The sequence below is a fragment of the Candidatus Annandia pinicola genome (assembly GCF_020541245.1).
Taxonomy (GTDB): Bacteria; Pseudomonadota; Gammaproteobacteria; order Enterobacterales; family Enterobacteriaceae_A; genus Annandia; species Annandia pinicola.
In genome coordinates this window covers 135856-154036 of the sequence record NZ_CP045876.1, presented here as the reverse complement: position 1 = coordinate 154036, position 18181 = coordinate 135856, and the positions used below count along the sequence as shown (strand labels likewise).

17 protein-coding genes and 1 pseudogene are annotated in these 18181 nt (G+C 18.8%); 8 read left to right on the top strand and 10 right to left on the bottom strand.

The genetic code is table 11. The annotated features are described in order from the left end of the window. The first annotated feature begins 99 nt into the window (after positions 1–99). Genes brnQ through tgt form a run of 3 tightly spaced genes read left to right on the top strand, consistent with a single transcriptional unit; the run spans position 100 to position 3615 of the window. Complete coding sequence (gene brnQ / locus GFK87_RS00740) at positions 100–1425, top strand: branched-chain amino acid transport system II carrier protein (protein ID WP_226799281.1); 1326 nt, start codon at positions 100–102, stop codon at positions 1423–1425. 12 nt (positions 1426–1437) lie between these two features. Continuing rightward, complete coding sequence (queA, locus tag GFK87_RS00735) at positions 1438–2484, top strand: tRNA preQ1(34) S-adenosylmethionine ribosyltransferase-isomerase QueA (RefSeq protein ID WP_226799279.1); 1047 nt, start codon at positions 1438–1440, stop codon at positions 2482–2484. Between the two features lie 18 nt (positions 2485–2502). Beyond that, positions 2503–3615 carry a tRNA guanosine(34) transglycosylase Tgt gene (gene tgt, locus GFK87_RS00730; RefSeq protein ID WP_226799277.1) on the top strand — a complete coding sequence of 371 codons (1113 nt, stop codon included), beginning with the start codon at positions 2503–2505 and terminating at the stop codon, positions 3613–3615. A gap of 4 nt (positions 3616–3619) precedes the next feature. Here the strand turns inward: tgt and GFK87_RS00725 are convergent, their stop codons facing one another. The 6 genes from GFK87_RS00725 to cyoA are packed head-to-tail and all read right to left on the bottom strand — an operon-like array spanning position 3620 to position 9684. Next, positions 3620–4957, bottom strand: a complete 1338-nt coding sequence (locus GFK87_RS00725; RefSeq protein ID WP_226799275.1) for an MFS transporter — start codon at positions 4955–4957, stop codon at positions 3620–3622. Positions 4958–4996: 39 nt separating this feature from the next. Further along, positions 4997–5857 (bottom strand): heme o synthase, encoded by an 861-nt coding sequence (gene cyoE, locus GFK87_RS00720; RefSeq protein ID WP_226799273.1) that lies wholly within the window; start codon positions 5855–5857, stop codon positions 4997–4999. Between the two features lie 11 nt (positions 5858–5868). Beyond that, entirely contained in the window at positions 5869–6159 is a 291-nt protein-coding gene (locus GFK87_RS00715) for a cytochrome C oxidase subunit IV family protein (protein WP_226799271.1), read from the bottom strand. Between the two features lie 32 nt (positions 6160–6191). Continuing rightward, complete coding sequence (locus GFK87_RS00710; RefSeq protein ID WP_226799269.1) at positions 6192–6785, bottom strand: cytochrome c oxidase subunit 3; 594 nt, start codon at positions 6783–6785, stop codon at positions 6192–6194. After that, the gene (gene cyoB / locus GFK87_RS00705; protein WP_226799268.1) at positions 6775–8763 is read right to left on the bottom strand and encodes a cytochrome o ubiquinol oxidase subunit I; all 1989 of its coding nucleotides are present in this window, start codon (positions 8761–8763) and stop codon (positions 6775–6777) included. Before cyoB ends, GFK87_RS00710 begins: the two co-directional genes overlap by 11 nt. A gap of 48 nt (positions 8764–8811) precedes the next feature. After that, entirely contained in the window at positions 8812–9684 is an 873-nt protein-coding gene (gene cyoA / locus GFK87_RS00700; RefSeq protein ID WP_226799266.1) for a ubiquinol oxidase subunit II, read from the bottom strand. A 226-nt stretch (positions 9685–9910) separates the two neighbouring features. Here cyoA and clpP point away from each other — a divergent pair, with 226 nt between their 5' ends. From clpP to GFK87_RS00685, 3 genes and pseudogenes are all read left to right on the top strand, one after another. Next, positions 9911–10483 carry an ATP-dependent Clp endopeptidase proteolytic subunit ClpP gene (gene clpP / locus GFK87_RS00695; RefSeq protein WP_239022512.1) on the top strand — a complete coding sequence of 191 codons (573 nt, stop codon included), beginning with the start codon at positions 9911–9913 and terminating at the stop codon, positions 10481–10483. A gap of 28 nt (positions 10484–10511) precedes the next feature. Further along, positions 10512–11573 (top strand): annotated as a pseudogene (gene clpX, locus GFK87_RS00690) (ATP-dependent Clp protease ATP-binding subunit ClpX); the annotation flags it as partial. A 158-nt stretch (positions 11574–11731) separates the two neighbouring features. Then, the gene (locus GFK87_RS00685; RefSeq protein ID WP_226799264.1) at positions 11732–11941 is read left to right on the top strand and encodes an RnfABCDGE type electron transport complex subunit B; all 210 of its coding nucleotides are present in this window, start codon (positions 11732–11734) and stop codon (positions 11939–11941) included. Here GFK87_RS00685 and tyrS read toward each other — a convergent pair. Next, positions 11938–13212, bottom strand: a complete 1275-nt coding sequence (tyrS, locus tag GFK87_RS00680; protein WP_226799262.1) for a tyrosine--tRNA ligase — start codon at positions 13210–13212, stop codon at positions 11938–11940. The two genes, GFK87_RS00685 and tyrS, sit on opposite strands and share 4 nt — an antisense overlap. A gap of 120 nt (positions 13213–13332) precedes the next feature. Between tyrS and GFK87_RS00675 the strand changes: the two genes are divergently transcribed. Further along, on the top strand, positions 13333–13950 hold the full coding sequence (locus tag GFK87_RS00675; protein WP_226799260.1) for an exonuclease domain-containing protein: 618 nt from the start codon (positions 13333–13335) through the stop codon (positions 13948–13950). Positions 13951–13965: 15 nt separating this feature from the next. Here the strand turns inward: GFK87_RS00675 and grxD are convergent, their stop codons facing one another. Beyond that, on the bottom strand, positions 13966–14274 hold the full coding sequence (gene grxD / locus GFK87_RS00670; RefSeq protein ID WP_226799258.1) for a Grx4 family monothiol glutaredoxin: 309 nt from the start codon (positions 14272–14274) through the stop codon (positions 13966–13968). 115 nt (positions 14275–14389) lie between these two features. Here grxD and GFK87_RS00665 point away from each other — a divergent pair, with 115 nt between their 5' ends. After that, on the top strand, positions 14390–15739 hold the full coding sequence (locus GFK87_RS00665) for an MATE family efflux transporter (RefSeq protein WP_226799256.1): 1350 nt from the start codon (positions 14390–14392) through the stop codon (positions 15737–15739). A gap of 108 nt (positions 15740–15847) precedes the next feature. Here the strand turns inward: GFK87_RS00665 and pykF are convergent, their stop codons facing one another. Both pykF and prmC read right to left on the bottom strand, forming a co-directional pair. Next, positions 15848–17263, bottom strand: a complete 1416-nt coding sequence (gene pykF, locus GFK87_RS00660; RefSeq protein ID WP_226799254.1) for a pyruvate kinase PykF — start codon at positions 17261–17263, stop codon at positions 15848–15850. 84 nt (positions 17264–17347) lie between these two features. Continuing rightward, positions 17348–18181, bottom strand: coding sequence for a peptide chain release factor N(5)-glutamine methyltransferase (prmC, locus tag GFK87_RS00655; RefSeq protein ID WP_226799252.1), 834 nt, complete (start codon positions 18179–18181; stop codon positions 17348–17350).

Sequence of the window (18181 nt, the reverse complement as noted above, 5' to 3'; positions counted from 1 at the left end):
TATTAAATTTAATAAAAATAAATTATTTTAAAAATTAATTTATTTTTTTTAATAATATTAAATAAACTTATTTTAAACTTAATAAATAAGGTATTAAATATGAAAGAAAAATTATCTTATAAAGATATATTTGCTATTAGTTTTATGAATTTTGCTTTATTTGTAGGAGCAGGAAATATAATATTTCCTCCAATGGTAGGTATACAATCTGGTATATATATATGGAATGCTGCTATAGGTTTTTTAATTACAGCAACTATATTACCTACAATATCAATAATTGCTTTAGCAAATAAAGGGGGAAGTATTAATAAATTAATATCTCCTATAGGTAAAATAATGGGCATTGCATTAATTACAATATGTTATTTATCAGTAGGTCCATTTTTTGCTATTCCTAGAACAGCAGCAGTATCTTTTGAAATAGATATTGCTCCTTTTATTGGCAATTCTAATATTTCTCTATTCATATATAGTATAATTTATTTTATAATTATTAATATTATATCTTTGTATCCTGGAAAATTATTAAATACAATAGGATATTTTTTAGCTCCTATAAAAACAATAGCTTTACTTATGTTAAGTATTTCAGTAATATTTAATATTTCAGGAAAAACTACTACTAATGCAATAGATATATATAAAAACGCAGCATTTTCTAATGGTATTATTAATGGTTATTTAACTATGGATACTTTAGGATCTTTAATGTTTGGTATTATTATAATTAATGCTATAAAATCTAAAGGGGTATATAATGTTAAACGTTTAGTTTATTATACTATTTTAACTAGTTTAATTTCTGGATTAGGTATAATTATTGTTTATTCAAGCTTATTTAAACTTGGATCTAATAGTGGTTCAATAATTAGTCAAAAATCTAATGGTATTGAAATTTTAAGTGCTTATGTTAATAACATGTTTGGTATTTTTGGAAATTATTTTCTTAGTATTTTAATTTTTATTACTTGTATTGTAACTGCAATAGGTTTAACATGTGCATGTGCAGAATTTTTTTATAAATATTTGCCTATATCTTATAAAAAAATAGTATTTATAATAAGCCTAATTTCTATTTTGATTACTAATTTAGGTTTAGATCAATTAATAAAATTTTCTATTCCTATATTAGCAGCAATATGTCCACCATGTATGGTATTAGTTACTACAAGTTTTTTATCAAATTTATTTTGTAATACAAACATTATATTTATAACAGTTATTACAAGTTTAGTTTTTAGTATTATAGATATTATTCAAAAAACTAAAATAATAAAATGTTTTTCATATAATTTACCTTTATCTCAACAAGAATTATCTTGGTTATTACCAACTATTATAGTATTTATTTTTTTAATATTATATTATTTTTATAATATTATTAAAAAATTTTTTTTTGTAAAACTTAAAAAATTTTTTTAATGAGATTTATATATGCATTTAAATAATTTTTTTTTTAAATTACCAAAGAAACTAATTCGTCAATATCCAATAAAAAATAAAAAAAAAAAATTAATGATATTAGATAGTGTTAAAAAAAAAATATATCATGGTAAATTCAATAATATTATAAATATTTTGAAAAAAAATGATTTATTAATATTAAATAATACTAGGGTAATACCAGCTAGAATTTTTGCAAAAAAAATAAGTGGTGGTAAAGTAGAAATATTAATAAATAAAATTTTAAATAGTAATACAATATTAGGTATAATAAGATCAAATAAAAAAATAAATATTAATACATTTTTGTTTATAAATAATAATATTTACGCTATTATAAAATCTAAACGTAATTTTTTATATAAAATTGAATTTAAATCTAAAATTAAAATATGGGATATAATAAATAACTTTGGTAATATACCGTTACCACCTTATATTAAAAAAAAAAGTAAAGATATATATGAGTACCAAACAATATATAGTAGTAAATATGGATCTATTGCATCACCTACTGCTGGATTACATTTTAATAAATATTTACTTGATAAAATAAAAAATAAAGGAATAAAAGTAATATTTATTACATTACATATAGGATATGGTACTTTTAATTTAGTAAAATCATCAAATATTAAAAATCATATTATACATAAAGAGTATGTAATTGTTACAAAAAATACGATAAATGAGATTATTAAATGTAAATTAAAAGGAAATCGTATAATTGCAGTAGGTACTAGTACTTTACGTGCATTAGAAAGTATAATTTTTAAATCAAAATATATTACATCATTAAATCAAAACACCGGGATATTTATATATCCTGGTTATAAATATAAAATAGTAGATGCTCTTATAACTAATTTTCATTTACCTTATTCTACTTTAATTATACTTGTTTCTTCTTTTGCTGGTTATTATAATATAATGTCGTGTTATAAAATAGCAATTAAAAAAAAATATAATTTTTTTAGTTATGGAGATGCAATGTTAATTACATATAATCCTACTGCTTTTTTAGATAAAATTAATTAATAAATTTAGAGGTATTAATTGAAATTTAAAATATATAAAAAATTTAAAAATGCTCGTTGTGGTTATATTTTTCTAAAAAATGGTATTGTTAAAACACCAGCATTTATGCCAGTAGGAACTTATGGATTTATTAAATCAATATCTTTAAATGAATTAAAAGAAATAGGTAGTGATATGATTTTAAATAATGCTTTACATATGTATTTAAATTGTGATATTAAAATGATTGAAAGTAATGGTGGTTTACATAATTTTATGAAATGGAAAAAACCTATTATAACTGATTCTGGAGGTTTTCAAATTTTTAGTTTAAAAAAAATAATTAATATTGATAATAAAAAAATTATTTTTTATAATCCTATAAATGGTAAAATAGTAAGTATGGATCCTAAAAAATCAATTTATATTCAATACATTTTAGGATCTGATATTTCTATGGTTTTTGATGAATGTATTTATTATACTTTAAATTATGATAAAGTATATAATTCTATGAAAAAATCTATTAATTGGTCTTTAATTAGTAAAGAATATTTTAATAATATAAACAATTCAAACTATTTATTTGGTATTTTACAAGGTGGAGTATTTCAAAATTTAAGAGATATTTCTATAAAAGAAAATATTAAAATAGATTTTGATGGATATGCTATAGGAGGTTTATCAGTAGGAGAACCTAAAGAAGACATGTATCGTATTATAAAAAATACATGTTTACAAATTCCTGAAAATAAACCAAGATATTTAATGGGGGTAGGAACTCCTATAGATATAATAAACAGTGTATATTTTGGTATAGATCTTTTTGATTGTGTTATACCAACTAGGAATGCTAGAAATGGATATTTATTTACTAATAATGGAATCATAAGAATTAGAAATGTTATATATAAAAACAATATAAACCCTCTTGATATTAATTGTCTTTGTTATACATGTAAAAATTATAGTTGTTCATATTTACATTATTTAGATAAACGTAAAGAAAGTTTAGGATTAAGATTAAATACTATACACAATTTATATTTTTATGAAAATTTAATGTCAAATATAAGATATGCTATTTATAAAAATAAATTTGAAAATTTTATTAAAAATTTTTATAAGAAATTTAATAATATTAATTTATAATTTTTTATTTTTTTTGCTGTATTATTATATCTTTAATATTTTTTTTTTTAATTAATGTATTATTAATTTTTAAATATAAAAAATTTTTGTTATATGAAAAATGAGCTTCTAAAATTCCTTTATTATTGAATAATTTATTAATAGATACATGAGATAATTTTCTATTTAATTGAATACAAACATTACTTTTATTTAAGGGTTCTTCTATAGTTAATATTATTAATAACCATATTATTATAAGTACAAGTGTTGCCATAAATAAATAATCTATATTAAATTTATATTTTATATATTTACTTATTATACTACCAGAAAAAGAACCTAATAATTGAAATGTACTATATAAACTCATAGCAGCACCTTTTGATAACAATGAAGATTCTCTATTAATCATAGATGGTAATACTGATTCTAATAAGTTAAAAATTATAAAAAATATTTGTACAGATAAAATTAATAACCAAAGATATTTATTAAATTTCCATAAAATTAAAAATATAAAGAATGTTAAAATTATAATATTTATTATTGCTTTTTTAATACTATTAAAAATTTCAATAATTTTAATAATTGGAATAGCTAAAAATAAAGCTATAAATATTTCTATTAAATACATTTGCCAGTGTTCATCAACATCAAATCCTGCAGATGTTAGTTTATTTGATAAATTTAAAAACATAATATTTAATAATAAATGTAAAAATAAAACACTAAAATTAATTTTTAATAATTGTAAATTATTAATAACTTTTAAAATTTTATTTCTAAAATTAAATTTAGAATATATAGGATATTCTTCAGGAACTAAATATAATAACACAAAAAAAGCAATTAAAGATAAAATAGACATAAAAAAAAATAAACTTCTTAAACCAATAATACATGCAATCATAGGACCTATTATAAGAGATGATAAGTATGTAAAAAATAAAAGAATATTTAAAGCTGCCATAGCTTTAGGTATACTTTCTTCTTGAATTAAATCTGAAATTAATAATAAAATAATAGTATTAATAGCTCCAGAACCCTGTATAATTCTACCTAATATAATAATATAAATATTATTACTACAAGAGGCGACAATACTACCTATCATAAAAATAATTAAACCTAATTTTATAACTGGTTTTCTTCCCATTATATCAGATAATATTCCATATGGAATTTGAAATAATATTTGTAATAATCCATATATAGATATTGCTATAGAAATTAAATTACTTTTATTAGAATATGTTGGTAAATACATATTCATAATTGGTAATAACATTAAAATCCCAGACATACGTAATATGAATACTGTAATTAGACTAATAATAGTTTTATTTTCATTTTTATTCATATTTTCTTATATTTTTTTTTATTATTTTTATAATTAATTTTAAAAATTATAATTACAAAAACTAGTAATACTAAATATTATTATTATTAATATAGATAAAATAAAAATTACTCTAGACCATAATTCATTTTTTAATGTTCTTAATCCCAATATTGAAACTAAAATCCATGCAAAATCTAAAATTAAAGACACTATTATACACTTAAAATCATTAAAATAATTAATTAATAAAAAAAAATGCATTATAGAAAATAATATTATATAAAAAATAATATTATATTTAGTTTTTATTATTCCTTTAATAATAACAAATATAGGAATTTTAGCTTTTTTATAATCTTTTAAATGAATAATAGAAATTGAATAAAAATGAGGTATTTGCCATAAAATAAATATTGTAAATAAAAGTAATGCTTTAAAATCAAACTTATTAGTTACAGAACAGTAACCTATAACAGGTGGAATAGCTCCAGAAATACTACCAAATAATGTACTATATATGGAATATTTTTTTAAAATTAAACTATAAATTATAATATATACTAAAAAACCTATAATAGAAATATATAAAACTAATTTGTTTATTTTATAATATAATATAGTAAAACCTATTAAACTTGTAATTATAGAAATTAAAAAAGCTGTTTTAATAGAAATTTTTTTTTTTACTAATATTCTATTATTAGTTCTTTTCATTTTACAATCTATGTTTATGTCAATTATATTATTTAATACACAACAAGAAGAAATTATAAAAATAATTGATATTATAGTTATTATTAATATTTTAAATTTAATTTGTTTTTGACTAGCTAAAAAAAAACCTGTAATTAAAGATAAAATATTTCCTAATATTATTCCTGGTTTGAATATTTTAAAAAATATTTTTATTTTTTTCATATTTTTTATCATTATATTTTATGGTTTAAATTTAACATTATATAATTTGATCCAGTTAAAATAATGGTTATTATTATTATCATAAATATTAAAGAAATTAAATTCCAATTATTTTTAATTTTTAATTTTAAATGTAAAAAGTAAAAAAAATGTATAAACGTTTGTGTTAATAAACAAATATAAATAAATATTATTTTATATATTTTAATAACATATAATAAATTTAAAACAATTAATGAAAAAAAATTTAATAAAATAGAAAATGATAAACCAATAATATAATCTTTTAACTTATTATTCATTTTATTTTTTCTTATTATTTTTTAATAATTAATTATAGTGAGTTTTGAATATATGTTATTGTAAAAATAAATATCCAAATAATATCAATAAAATGCCAAAATAAACCTAGACAAATTAATCTATTATAATTTATTTTATTAATACCATTAAGTATTAAATTGAAACTAGTATTTAATATAAATATTAAACCAATAAATATATGTAAACCATGTATTACTAATAAAGTAAATAAAACTGACATAAATCCATTTCTTTGTGGAGAAAAACCTTTAATGATTAATTTATAGAGTTCATATAATTCTAAATTTAGAAAAATAGAACCTAAAAAAAAAGTAATAAAAAGATAAATAATTATAAATAATATATTTGATTTTTTAATATAAATATTAATCATACTGTAACTAAAAGAACTTAATAAAAGTATTAAGGTTTCAATAAATACTAAATAAATATTAAAAATATTTTTAATAAAATTAATAGAAGTATTATTTAATATAACTGAATAGGTTGCAAATAAAATAGAAAAAATTATACAATCACTCATTAAATAAATCCAAAAACCTAAATTTTTATTTTTATCTAATTTTATTTTGTCTGTTTTTAATTTTAATATTTTATTTATCATACAACAATCTCATTCTAATATTTCTATATTCTTCTTTTTTTATATAATTAGTTTCAACATAATGTCCTTTATTATAAAAAAAACTATCAAAAATAATAACTAATAATATAAAAAATAAAGAAAATGTAAATAAAAACCAAATACACCATATAAAAGTAAAACCAAATATAAATCCTAAAAATGATAAAAAAAAACCTAAATTACTGTTGTCATACATATGTATTCTTTTATAAAAAATACGACTGTATTTTTTTATGCTTTTTTTTATTTTAATTCTCCAAAAATCATCTTTTTCATATATAATTGGTATTATTGCAAAATTATAGCATGGAGGTGGAGAAGATATGGACCACTCTAAAGTTCTTCCATCCCATGGATCTCCAGTATTATCAATATTATATTTTTTTCTTTTTACAGATATAAACATTTGTATTATTTGGAATATAATACCTATAGCTATAATAAAAGTACCAACAGCTGCAATTAATAATGGTATATGAAATTTATAATTAATATCTTGACTAATACGTCTTGTCATTCCCATAAGACCAAGTATGTAAAGTGGCATAAATGCTATAAAAAATCCTATAATCCAAAACCAAAAAGCACATTTTCCTAAATTATCGTTTAATATAAATCCAAATGCCTTAGGAAACCAGTAAGTAAATCCAGCAAAACAACCAAATACTACTCCTCCTATAATAACAGTATGAAAATGAGCAACAAGAAATAAACTATTATGTAATAAAAAATCAACACTAGGATTTGCTAATAGTACTCCTGCCATTCCACCAATAGAAAATGTTATTAAAAATCCTATAGTCCATAATATAATAGAATTAATTTTTATTTTTCCTTTATACATTGTAAATAACCAATTAAAAATCTTTACACCAGTAGGAATTGCAATTATCATAGTCATTATACCAAAAAAAGAGTTAACATTAGCTCCTGCTCCCATAGTAAAAAAATGATGTAACCATACAACAAAAGATAAAATAGTTATAGCTACTGTAGCCCATACTAAAGAATTATAACCAAATAAATATTTTTTAGAAAAAGTTGCTACTACTTCAGAAAATATACCAAATATAGGTAATATTAAAATATAAACTTCAGGATGACCCCATATCCATATAAGATTAACATACATCATTATATTTCCACCCATATCATTAGTAAAAAAATGAAAATATAAATATCTATCTAAAGTTAACATTATTAAGGTTGTTGTTAAAACTGGAAATGATGCAATTATTAAAATATTTGAACATAAAGAGGTCCATATAAAAACTGGCATTTTGAACATACTCATATTGTATGCTCTCATTTTTATTATTGTAACAAAAAAATTTATACCAGTTAAGGTAGTACCTATTCCAGATAATTGTAAACTCCATATCCAATAATCTACACCAACACCATTATTATATAATAAATTTGATAAGGGGGGGTAAGCCAACCATCCGGTTTGAGCAAACTCACCTATTGCTAAAGAGAAATTTAATAACATTGCTCCTGAAAAAGTTAACCAAAAACTTAAATTATTTAAAATAGGAAAAGATACATCTCTAGCCCCTATTTGTAATGGAATAATAAAATTCATAAATCCGATAATAAGAGGCATGGCAACAAAAAATATCATAATAACGCCATGTGCAGTAAAAATTTGATCATAATGATGAGGTGGAAAAATACTGATATGATTTTTTCCTGAAGATAAAGCTTGTTGACTACGCATCATCATAGCATCAATAAATCCTCTTATTAACATAATTAGTGCTAATAAAATATACATTATTCCTATTTTTTTATGGTCTACTGAAGTAAACCAATTATACCATAAGTATTGCCATTTATCATGATACGTAATGGTAAAAAATATTATAAAAATTAAAATAGACATTAAAAAACAAGTTATCATTATGATAGGTTCATTAAATGGAATAGCATCTAATGTAAGCCTTCCTAATAACATTTTTATCTCTTTAGAATTATTATTATTTTTTTTTAAATGTATTAATAATTATTCACTAACAAATATTATTTTTTTATCTTCATGAAATGATTTAATTAAGTTATTAAATAATCCTGATTCACATCCATTAAAATATTCTACTTGATGTTTTACACTAGGTATGGATACTTGCATTAAATTTACTGCATCTAAATAATTTGGTGAATGTTTAACTTTTCTTAACCATTTATTGAAAAAATAAATATTTTTACACGAAATAACTTTAAATTTCATATTAGAAAAACCAGAACCACTATAATTAGAAGAAATACCTGTATATATGCCTGATTTATTAGATATTAAATATAATTGAGTTTTCATTCCAGCCATAGCATATACTTGGCTTCCTAGTTTTGGTATAAAAAAAGAATTCATAACAGAATTGGAGGTAATTATAAAATGAATAGGTACATTTGTTGGTATAGCAATTTCATTAATAGTAGCTATATTTTGTTTTGGATATAAAAATATCCATTTCCAATCTAAAGCTATTACTTCAATATCCATAGTTTTTTTTTTTGAATTAATAGATATACTAGGATCTAATTTATGTGTAGAATTCCATAAAATTATGCTTAAAAATATAACAATAATTATTGGTATAAACCAAGTTATACTTTCGATATAATTTGAATGGTTCCAATTAGGTTCATAATTATTTTTATTATAATTTTTTTCATTATATTTATAAGCAAATATTATTGACATTAATATTACTGGAATAACTATAATTAACATAATTGAAAAAGAAATCATAATTAATTTTGATTGTTCTATTGCTATTTGACCTGTAGGATTTAATGTATAACATTTTGTATTAAAATTTATTAAAAAAATAATTACTAATAATAATATGCAGTTTTTAAATTTTAATATTTTCATTAATTACCTTTTAATATAATTATAATTAATATAATTAATATTATTAAAAAAAATAAATTAATAATATATAATATATGGTTTAATTAGCATTAAAAAAAATTATTTAAAAAAAAACAAAATAATAAATTATTATAAAAAATTATTATAATATTTTTTTTAAAAATATTTTAATTCAAAAAAAAATAAGGAAATAATTGTGAATAATAAATGTATAAATATAATACCTATGGTAGTAGATAAAACTTCTAAAGGTGAAAATTCATATGATATATATTCTCGTTTATTAAAAGATAGGGTTATTTTTTTATCAGGTCCTATATTAGATGATATAGCTAATACAATAGTAGCACAAATGTTATTTTTAGAGGCAGAAGATTCTAGAAAAGATATATTTTTATATATTAATTCCCCAGGAGGAGTAATAACATCAGGAATGTGTATTTATGATACAATGCAATTTATTAAACCAGAAATTAATACTATATGTATAGGACAAGCTTGTTCTATGGGAGCTTTTTTGTTAGCATCTGGAGCTAAAAATAAAAGATTTTGTTTACCTAGTTCTCGTATTATGATTCATCAACCATTAGGTAATTATTCGGGTCAAGCTTCTGATATTGAAATTCATACAAAAGAAATTATTAAAATTAAAAATTATTTAAACAATTTAATGGCAAAACATACTGGTCAAGATTTAAAAAAAATTGAAAAAGATACAGAAAGAGATCATTTTTTTTCAGCTGAGGAAGCTGTTAAATATGGTATAATAGATAAAATATTAAAAAAAAGAAAATCTTAAATATATTAAATAAAAAAAATAATAATGGAGTAATATGAAATATATACCTAAACCTCATCAAATTAAAAAATATTTAGATAAACATATAATTGGTCAAAATTTGGCGAAAAAAACTTTAGCAGTAGCAGTTTATAATCATTATAAAAGATTGTTTATATATCAAAAAAGTAATATAAAATTAGAAAAAAGTAATATTCTAATAATAGGTCCTACAGGTAGTGGTAAAACTTTATTAGCTAAAACTTTATCTAAATTTTTAAATGTTCCATTTGTTCTTACTGATGCAACATCATTAACTGAAGCTGGATATGTTGGAGAAGATGTAGAAAATATAATTCATAAATTATTACAAGAATGTAATTATGATATTGAAAAAGCACAACATGGAATAGTTTATATAGATGAAATAGATAAAATTGCTAGAAAGGCAGATAATGTTTCAATAACTCGTGATGTATCTGGTGAAGGAGTTCAGCAATCTTTATTAAAATTAATAGAAGGAACTATATCTGCTATACCACCTAAAGGTGGTAGAAAACATCCTCAACAAGAATTTTTATATGTAAATACAAATGAAATATTATTTATTTGTGGAGGTGCTTTTAATAATATAGAAGAAATAGTAAAAAAAAGAATTAGAAGAAAAAATTATATAGGTTTTAATGCTAAAATGTACGATAAAGATTATTTAAATAGTAATATATTACAGAATATACAAACCGAAGATTTAATAGAATTTGGTTTAATTCCTGAATTTATAGGAAGACTTCCTGTAATTACTAATTTAAATAGTTTAAGTGTTATGGATTTTATTAGTATTTTACATAACACTAAAAATTCTTTAATTAAACAATATGAAATGTTATTTGAAGTTGAAAATATTAAATTAAAATTTAAAACAGAGGCTGTTTACGAAATATCAAAAAAAGCTATGAAACTTAATTTAGGAGCTAGAGGTTTAAAATCTATTTTAGAAAAAATTTTAATTAATACTATGTATAAAACACCTTTTAGAAATGATATTTATAAAATAATTATTAATAAATTTGTTATTTTAAATAATGAATTACCTGAAATTATAAAAAAATAAAAAAAAAAAAATAAATTTGCCCAACTTAATAAAATCTTATCAATTATTTTATATAATTATAAAATATGGTTCAAATTATATTTATTATTATTAAAATTAAAAATTAAGAAAAATTAAAAATTATTTTATTTAAATAATTAATTTAAAATATAAAAAAAATGAATAAAAAAAATAACTTACGTGTATATGCTTGGATAGATGAAAAAAATTGCATAGGATGTAATAAATGTACAAATAATTGTCCTACTAAAGCAATTGTTGGATCTAGAGGATTTTTACATACAATTATAAATAAAGATTGTATAGGATGTACATTATGTATGTCACAATGTCCTACTAAATGTATTAATATGTATAAAATAAATTAAATCCAATAAATTAAACAATAATTTTTTTTACCTCTGCAAATTATACTAAATTTTTTAAAAATTATATTTTTTTTTTTAAATTTGAAATAAATATTAGATTCTGTTTTACCATTTATTTTAATAGCATTTGATATAATCATATTTTTTGCTTTATTATAAGAAGAAGCTAAATTAGAAAGCAATAAAATTTTTTGAATATAATTAATATCTTTAAATTTTATTTTTAAAGTAGGAATACCATCTTGTTTTAATTGATAAAAATCTAATTTGGTAATTTCAGATATTTTATTATTAAACAGACTTTTTGTAATTCGTTTTGCGGAAATTAAACCTAATTTACCATGAATTAAATAAGTTAATTGATCAGCTAAAATATTTTGTGCAATAGGTTTTTTTTTAATATAATCATTTTTTTTAATTTTATATATTTTTGATATACTTATAAATGTAAATAATTTTAAAAAATTATAAACATCTGAATCTTTGGTGTTTATCCAAAACTGATAAAATTTATAAGGACTAGTTTTTTTGCTATTTAACCAAACAGTATTATTTTCAGTTTTACCAAATTTTATTCCATTAGATTGAATTAATAAAGGTAATGTTAATCCAAATACTTTATTTTTTGTTTTTTTTTTTATTAAATTAATACCTGAGATAATATTTCCCCATTGATCTGAACCACCAATTTGTAATATTACATTATATTTTTCATATAAATATAAAAAATCATAACTTTGTAATAGAATATATGAAAATTCTGTAAAAGATATACTTTTATTAGTATTTTTAATTCTATTTTTAATTATTTCTTTATTAATCATTTGATTAATAAAGAAATATTTTCCAATATTTTTTAAAAAATCAATAATTTTTATATCATTAAACCATTTATAATTATTGTAAATAATAATATTATTTTTTTTTTTTTTAATAAAAATTTTATTTATTTGAAATATAATTTTTTTAATATATTTTTTTATTTTTATTTTATTTTTTAAATTTCTTTCATTTTTTTTAAAACTGGGATCACCAATAAGACCTGTTGCTCCACCTATCAATATTATAGGAATATGTCCAAAATTTTGAAATCTTTTTATTGATATTAATAATAATAAATGTCCAATATGTAAACTATCTGATGTTGGATCAAAACCACAATAAAAATTAATATAATTATTTTTTAATATTTTTTTTAAGATATTTTCATTTGTAATCTGAAATAATAAACTACGCATTTTAAGAATTTTAATAATATTTATGTAATTCATAAAATTCCTATATATATTATTTAACAATTTAAATAAATTAAATAATAAAAAATAAAATTATAATAATAAATTAATTTTTAAATTAATTTATTTATTTATTATAAAAAAAAATAGGTATATTTGAAAATAAAAAATAATAAATATTTATCATATCGTTTTAAAGAATTTTATCCTATTGTTATAGATGTAGAAACATCTGGTTTAAATTCTAATTATAATTCTTTATTAGAAATTTCTTTAATAACTTTTAAAATTAATAATTATGGTTGGTTAGAAAAAGATCAAATAATTCATTTTAATATAAAACCATTTATAAATTCTAAAGTTAATAATAAATCTATTTATTATAATAAAATTAATTTTAATAGCCCCCTTAGGGGGGCTATAAGTGAATATAATGTTTTAAATAAATCTTTAAATTTAATTTTAAAAAAAATGAAAAAAAATTTATGTAGTAGATGTATTATAATTGCACATAATGTTATTTTTGATTATAGTTTTATTATGGCATCTATAGAAAGATCAGGATTAATAATTAATCCTTTTCACCCATTTACTACTTTTGATACATCAACAATAAGTAGTTTTGTAACAGGTCAAAATATTTTATCTCAAGTATGTATTAAAACAGGATTATATTTTAATATTAAAAAATCACATTCTGCATTATATGATTCTTTTTTAACATCATCTTTATTTTGTAAATTAATAAATAAATTTAAATTTAAAAAAAAATAAATAATATTTAAAATATTATTTACTTTTAATAATTTTTTTTAATTTTCCATTATTAAACATTTTAATTATAATATCACAACCACCTATAAATTTACCATTTATAAATATTTGAGGAAAAGTTGGCCAGTTTGAATATTGAGGTAATTTAGATCTAATTTTATCATTTTCTAATATATTTATATAACTAAAATTATTAGTATAATATGAAATAGCTTTTACAGCTCTTGAAGAAAATCCACATTTTGGTTCATTTGGTGTACCTTTCATATATATTATTATATTATTAGATAAAATTTGATTTTTAATTTTTTCTATAGTTTTCATATTACCTCTTATATTAAAATAAAAAAAAATAATTAAATTATTATAATTTTTTTTAAATAATTTATAAAATATTTATTAATTAATATATTTAAAAAAAAATAAGGATTTTTTTTAAATGAACATTTATTTAAAAGAAATAAAAAAAATATTAAAATTAGCTATACCTGTTATTTTTGCACAATTATCACAAACAGCAATAGGTATAACAAATACAGTTATGTCTAGTAATGTTAATGTATCTGATACAGCAGCCATTGCTATTGGTTCATCAATATGGGTTCCAATTGTTTTATTTGGACATGGTTTATTATTACCTATTACACCTATAATTTCTAAATTATATGGATCTAAGAATTTTAAAAATATTAATTATTATATATCACAAGCTTATTGGTTTGCTACTATTATTTCTATTATTATGATTTTAATAATATTAAATTCTCATTATATTATAAATTTTATGCATAATATTAATCCTATATTAGAAAATAGATCAATGCAATATTTAAAAATATTAGTATTTGGAGTACCAGGTTATTTATATTTTCAAGTTATTAGAAATCAATTTGAAGGCATATCTAAAACAACTCCTAATATGATAATAGGTTTTTTAGGTTTTTTATTTAATATACCTATTAATTATATTTTTATTCATGGTTATTTTTATATGCCAAAATTAGGTGGTATAGGTTGTGGAGTAGCCACAGTATCTATATATTGGTTAATGTTTATTTTTTTAAAAATATGGATGTTTATACATTATAAAAAAAATAATATTAAGAATAATATAATATTTTTTCCAAATATAAATATTATTTATAAACTAATTAAAAAAGGAATGCCCATAGCTGTATCATTATTTTTTGAAGTAACTTTATTTGCTTTAGTTGCTTTATTTATATCTCCTATTGGATCAATAGAAGTAACTGGTCATCAAATTGCTTTAAATTTTAGTTCTTTAATATTTGTATTACCATTATCTATAAGTACTAGTGTTACTATCAGAATTGGTTTTCACTTAGGAAGAAAATCTAATAAATTAGCAAAAGTATCAGCCATATCTGCTCAAATAATAGGAATATTAACAACAATTTTAATCATACCATTAACTATTATATTTAGATATAAAATAGCATCACTTTATAATAGTAATTTAATTGTTATAAATTTAGCATCAGAATTAATGTTAATTTCATCATTTTATCATTTTTCAGATTCAATACAAGTAATCAATAATGGTATTTTAAGAGGATATCAGGATACTAAAACAATATTTATAATAACATTTTTTTCTTATTGGATTTTAGGATTACCCTTAGGTTATATATTATCATTTACTAATATTATAATACCTCCATTAGGACCTAAAGGTTTTTGGTATGGATTTATAATAGGATTAACTTCTTCTGCAATAATAATGACTTATCATATATTTAAATTACAAAAATCAATAATTTCAAAATAATTATATTTATATAAAAAATAAATAATTTTTATAAAATATATATATATTTATATATATATTAGATAATATAATAATTTAATATATATTAATTATAAAATTATTATAATTTTATAAAGTATGAATTGAAAAATTATAAATTATTTTATTTAATTTACAAATACCTGATAAAATTATAATAATATCCCCAATTTTTGCATATCCACTATTTATTGCTTCATTTTTACTTATATAATAAAAATCATTTTGAGATTTTGGTTTTTTTATAACTTTAGCATTAATACCTCTACTTAATATTAATTGATTTGCTATATTTTGACTATAAGTTAATGCTAAAATTATTGAATTAGGAAAATATTTTCTTAAAGCCTTAGCTGATATTCCTTTTTTTGTTTCAACTATAATAAGTTTTGCTTTTATTTTTTCTGCTATTTCTACAACTCCACGACATGTAGATTCAGTAAATATTAAATTTTTATATTTACTATAATTTGTATTTATTTTTGGTTTTACAATTTTATCTGTTTTAATACATATTTTTTTCATAATTTTAACAGATTCTATTGGATAATTACCTTTTGCAGTTTCTCCTGATAACATTACTGCATCTGTACCATCTATTATAGCATTAGAAATATCACCAGCTTCAGCTCTTGTTGGTCTTGGATTTCTTATCATAGAATCTAACATTTGTGTTGCTGTAATAACAAATTTTAAAGATTTATTACATTCTTTAATCATCATTTTTTGAGAAAAAATTACTTCTTCTAAAGGTATTTCTACTCCAAGATCTCCACGAGCAACCATAATACCATCTGATAAATCTAATATTTCTAAAAAATTTTCTAAACCTTTTTGATTTTCAATTTTAGATATAATTTTAATATTTTTACCTCCATTACAATCTAAAAATTCCCTTATTTTTAATACATCAGTTTTTTTTCTTACAAATGAAGCAGCAATAAAATCAATATTTTTTTTACATCCAAATATCAAATCTTTTTTATCTATATCTGATAGTGTTGGTAATTTAATATTAATATCTGGTAAATTTACACCTTTATTTTCTCCTAAAATTCCATCATTTAATACTGAACAAAAAACATATTTTTCATTAACATTTACAACTTTCATTTTAATTAATCCGTCATCTACTAATACTAAATTTCCTATGCTTAAATCATTTATAAAATTTTTATATGTAACAGCCACTCTATTAATATCACCAATAACATTTTTATCTATAGTAAATTTAAAAAATTGACCTTTTTTTAAAAAAATATCTTTACCATTTATTAATTTCATAGTTCTAATTTCAGGACCTCTTGTATCTAATAAAATTGCTATATTTTTTTTAGTTTTTTTCATTGCTATTCTTATATTATTTATTCTCCTGTTATGTTCTTTATGGTCACCATGAGAAAAATTTAATCTCATAATATCCATACCCATATTTATTAATTTAACTAACATACAAACAGATTCTGTTTTAGGACCAATAGTACAAATTATTTTAGTTTTTCTCATAAATTCCTTTAAAAAAAATAAATAATAAAATATATTATTTAATAAAAAATATATTTTATTTAATTTATAATTTTTATAATTTAATTAAATTAATTGACCAATTGTAACACGATATTTTTTATTATAATCTTTATAACTATTAATATTAGAAAAATTATATTTTTTGAATAAATATTTTGTTTTTATTTTTTGATTAAAACCATGTTCTATTAATAACCATCCATTTAAATTCAAATACAGTCTAGATTTATTTATAATATATTCTATCTCATTTAAACCATTATTTTTAGATAATATTGAATTAATAGGTTCAAATTTTAATGATAAATTATTTAAATTTAAATCATATATACTTATATAAGGAGGATTACTAATAATAATATTAAATTTTTTTTTTTTTAAAATAGAAAACCAATTACTATTTATAAATAAAATGTTTTTTAATTTTAAATTAATTGCATTTTTATTTGCTAATTTAATTACTTTATAAATATTATCTACTCCAACTATTTTAATATTTTTATTTTCATTAGCTAAAGATAAACTTATTATTCCACTACCAGATCCTAAATCTAAAATAGTATCATTATTATTTATTTTTTTTAAAGCAATTTCAATTATTATTTCTGTATCTTGTCTTGGTATAATTGTAATAGGTATAATATTTATTATTAAAGACCAAAATTCACATTTTTTTAATAAATATTCAATTGGTTCACCATTAATTCTTCTTTTTATAATTTTATTTATTTTTTTTTTTATATAATTTATATTAATTTTATTTTCATTAAATATTCTTATCCAGTTTATTGAACGATTTATTATATTACTTAATATAATTTCTGAATTTAATTTAGGTTTTTTTAAGTATTTTAAATTAATACAAATATTTTTTAAAATTTTTTTAATTTTAATCAT

Excerpts from the sequence above, each read along its gene's own strand:
- GFK87_RS00685 (WP_226799264.1), top strand. The coding sequence starts at position 11,732 with ATGAATAAAAAAAATAACTTACGTGTATATGCTTGGATAGATGAAAAA.
- pykF (WP_226799254.1), bottom strand. The coding sequence starts at position 17,263 with ATGAGAAAAACTAAAATAATTTGTACTATTGGTCCTAAAACAGAATCT.
- cyoB (WP_226799268.1), bottom strand. The coding sequence starts at position 8,763 with ATGTTATTAGGAAGGCTTACATTAGATGCTATTCCATTTAATGAACCT.
- grxD (WP_226799258.1), bottom strand. The coding sequence starts at position 14,274 with ATGAAAACTATAGAAAAAATTAAAAATCAAATTTTATCTAATAATATA.
- tyrS (WP_226799262.1), bottom strand. The coding sequence starts at position 13,212 with ATGAATTACATAAATATTATTAAAATTCTTAAAATGCGTAGTTTATTA.
- brnQ (WP_226799281.1), top strand. The coding sequence starts at position 100 with ATGAAAGAAAAATTATCTTATAAAGATATATTTGCTATTAGTTTTATG.
- cyoE (WP_226799273.1), bottom strand. The coding sequence starts at position 5,857 with ATGAAAAAAATAAAAATATTTTTTAAAATATTCAAACCAGGAATAATA.
- prmC (WP_226799252.1), bottom strand. The coding sequence starts at position 18,181 with ATGATTAAAATTAAAAAAATTTTAAAAAATATTTGTATTAATTTAAAA.
- cyoA (WP_226799266.1), bottom strand. The coding sequence starts at position 9,684 with ATGAAAATATTAAAATTTAAAAACTGCATATTATTATTAGTAATTATT.
- clpP (WP_239022512.1), top strand. The coding sequence starts at position 9,911 with ATGGTAGTAGATAAAACTTCTAAAGGTGAAAATTCATATGATATATAT.
- GFK87_RS00665 (WP_226799256.1), top strand. The coding sequence starts at position 14,390 with ATGAACATTTATTTAAAAGAAATAAAAAAAATATTAAAATTAGCTATA.
- queA (WP_226799279.1), top strand. The coding sequence starts at position 1,438 with ATGCATTTAAATAATTTTTTTTTTAAATTACCAAAGAAACTAATTCGT.
- GFK87_RS00725 (WP_226799275.1), bottom strand. The coding sequence starts at position 4,957 with ATGAATAAAAATGAAAATAAAACTATTATTAGTCTAATTACAGTATTC.
- GFK87_RS00715 (WP_226799271.1), bottom strand. The coding sequence starts at position 6,159 with ATGAATAATAAGTTAAAAGATTATATTATTGGTTTATCATTTTCTATT.
- GFK87_RS00710 (WP_226799269.1), bottom strand. The coding sequence starts at position 6,785 with ATGATAAATAAAATATTAAAATTAAAAACAGACAAAATAAAATTAGAT.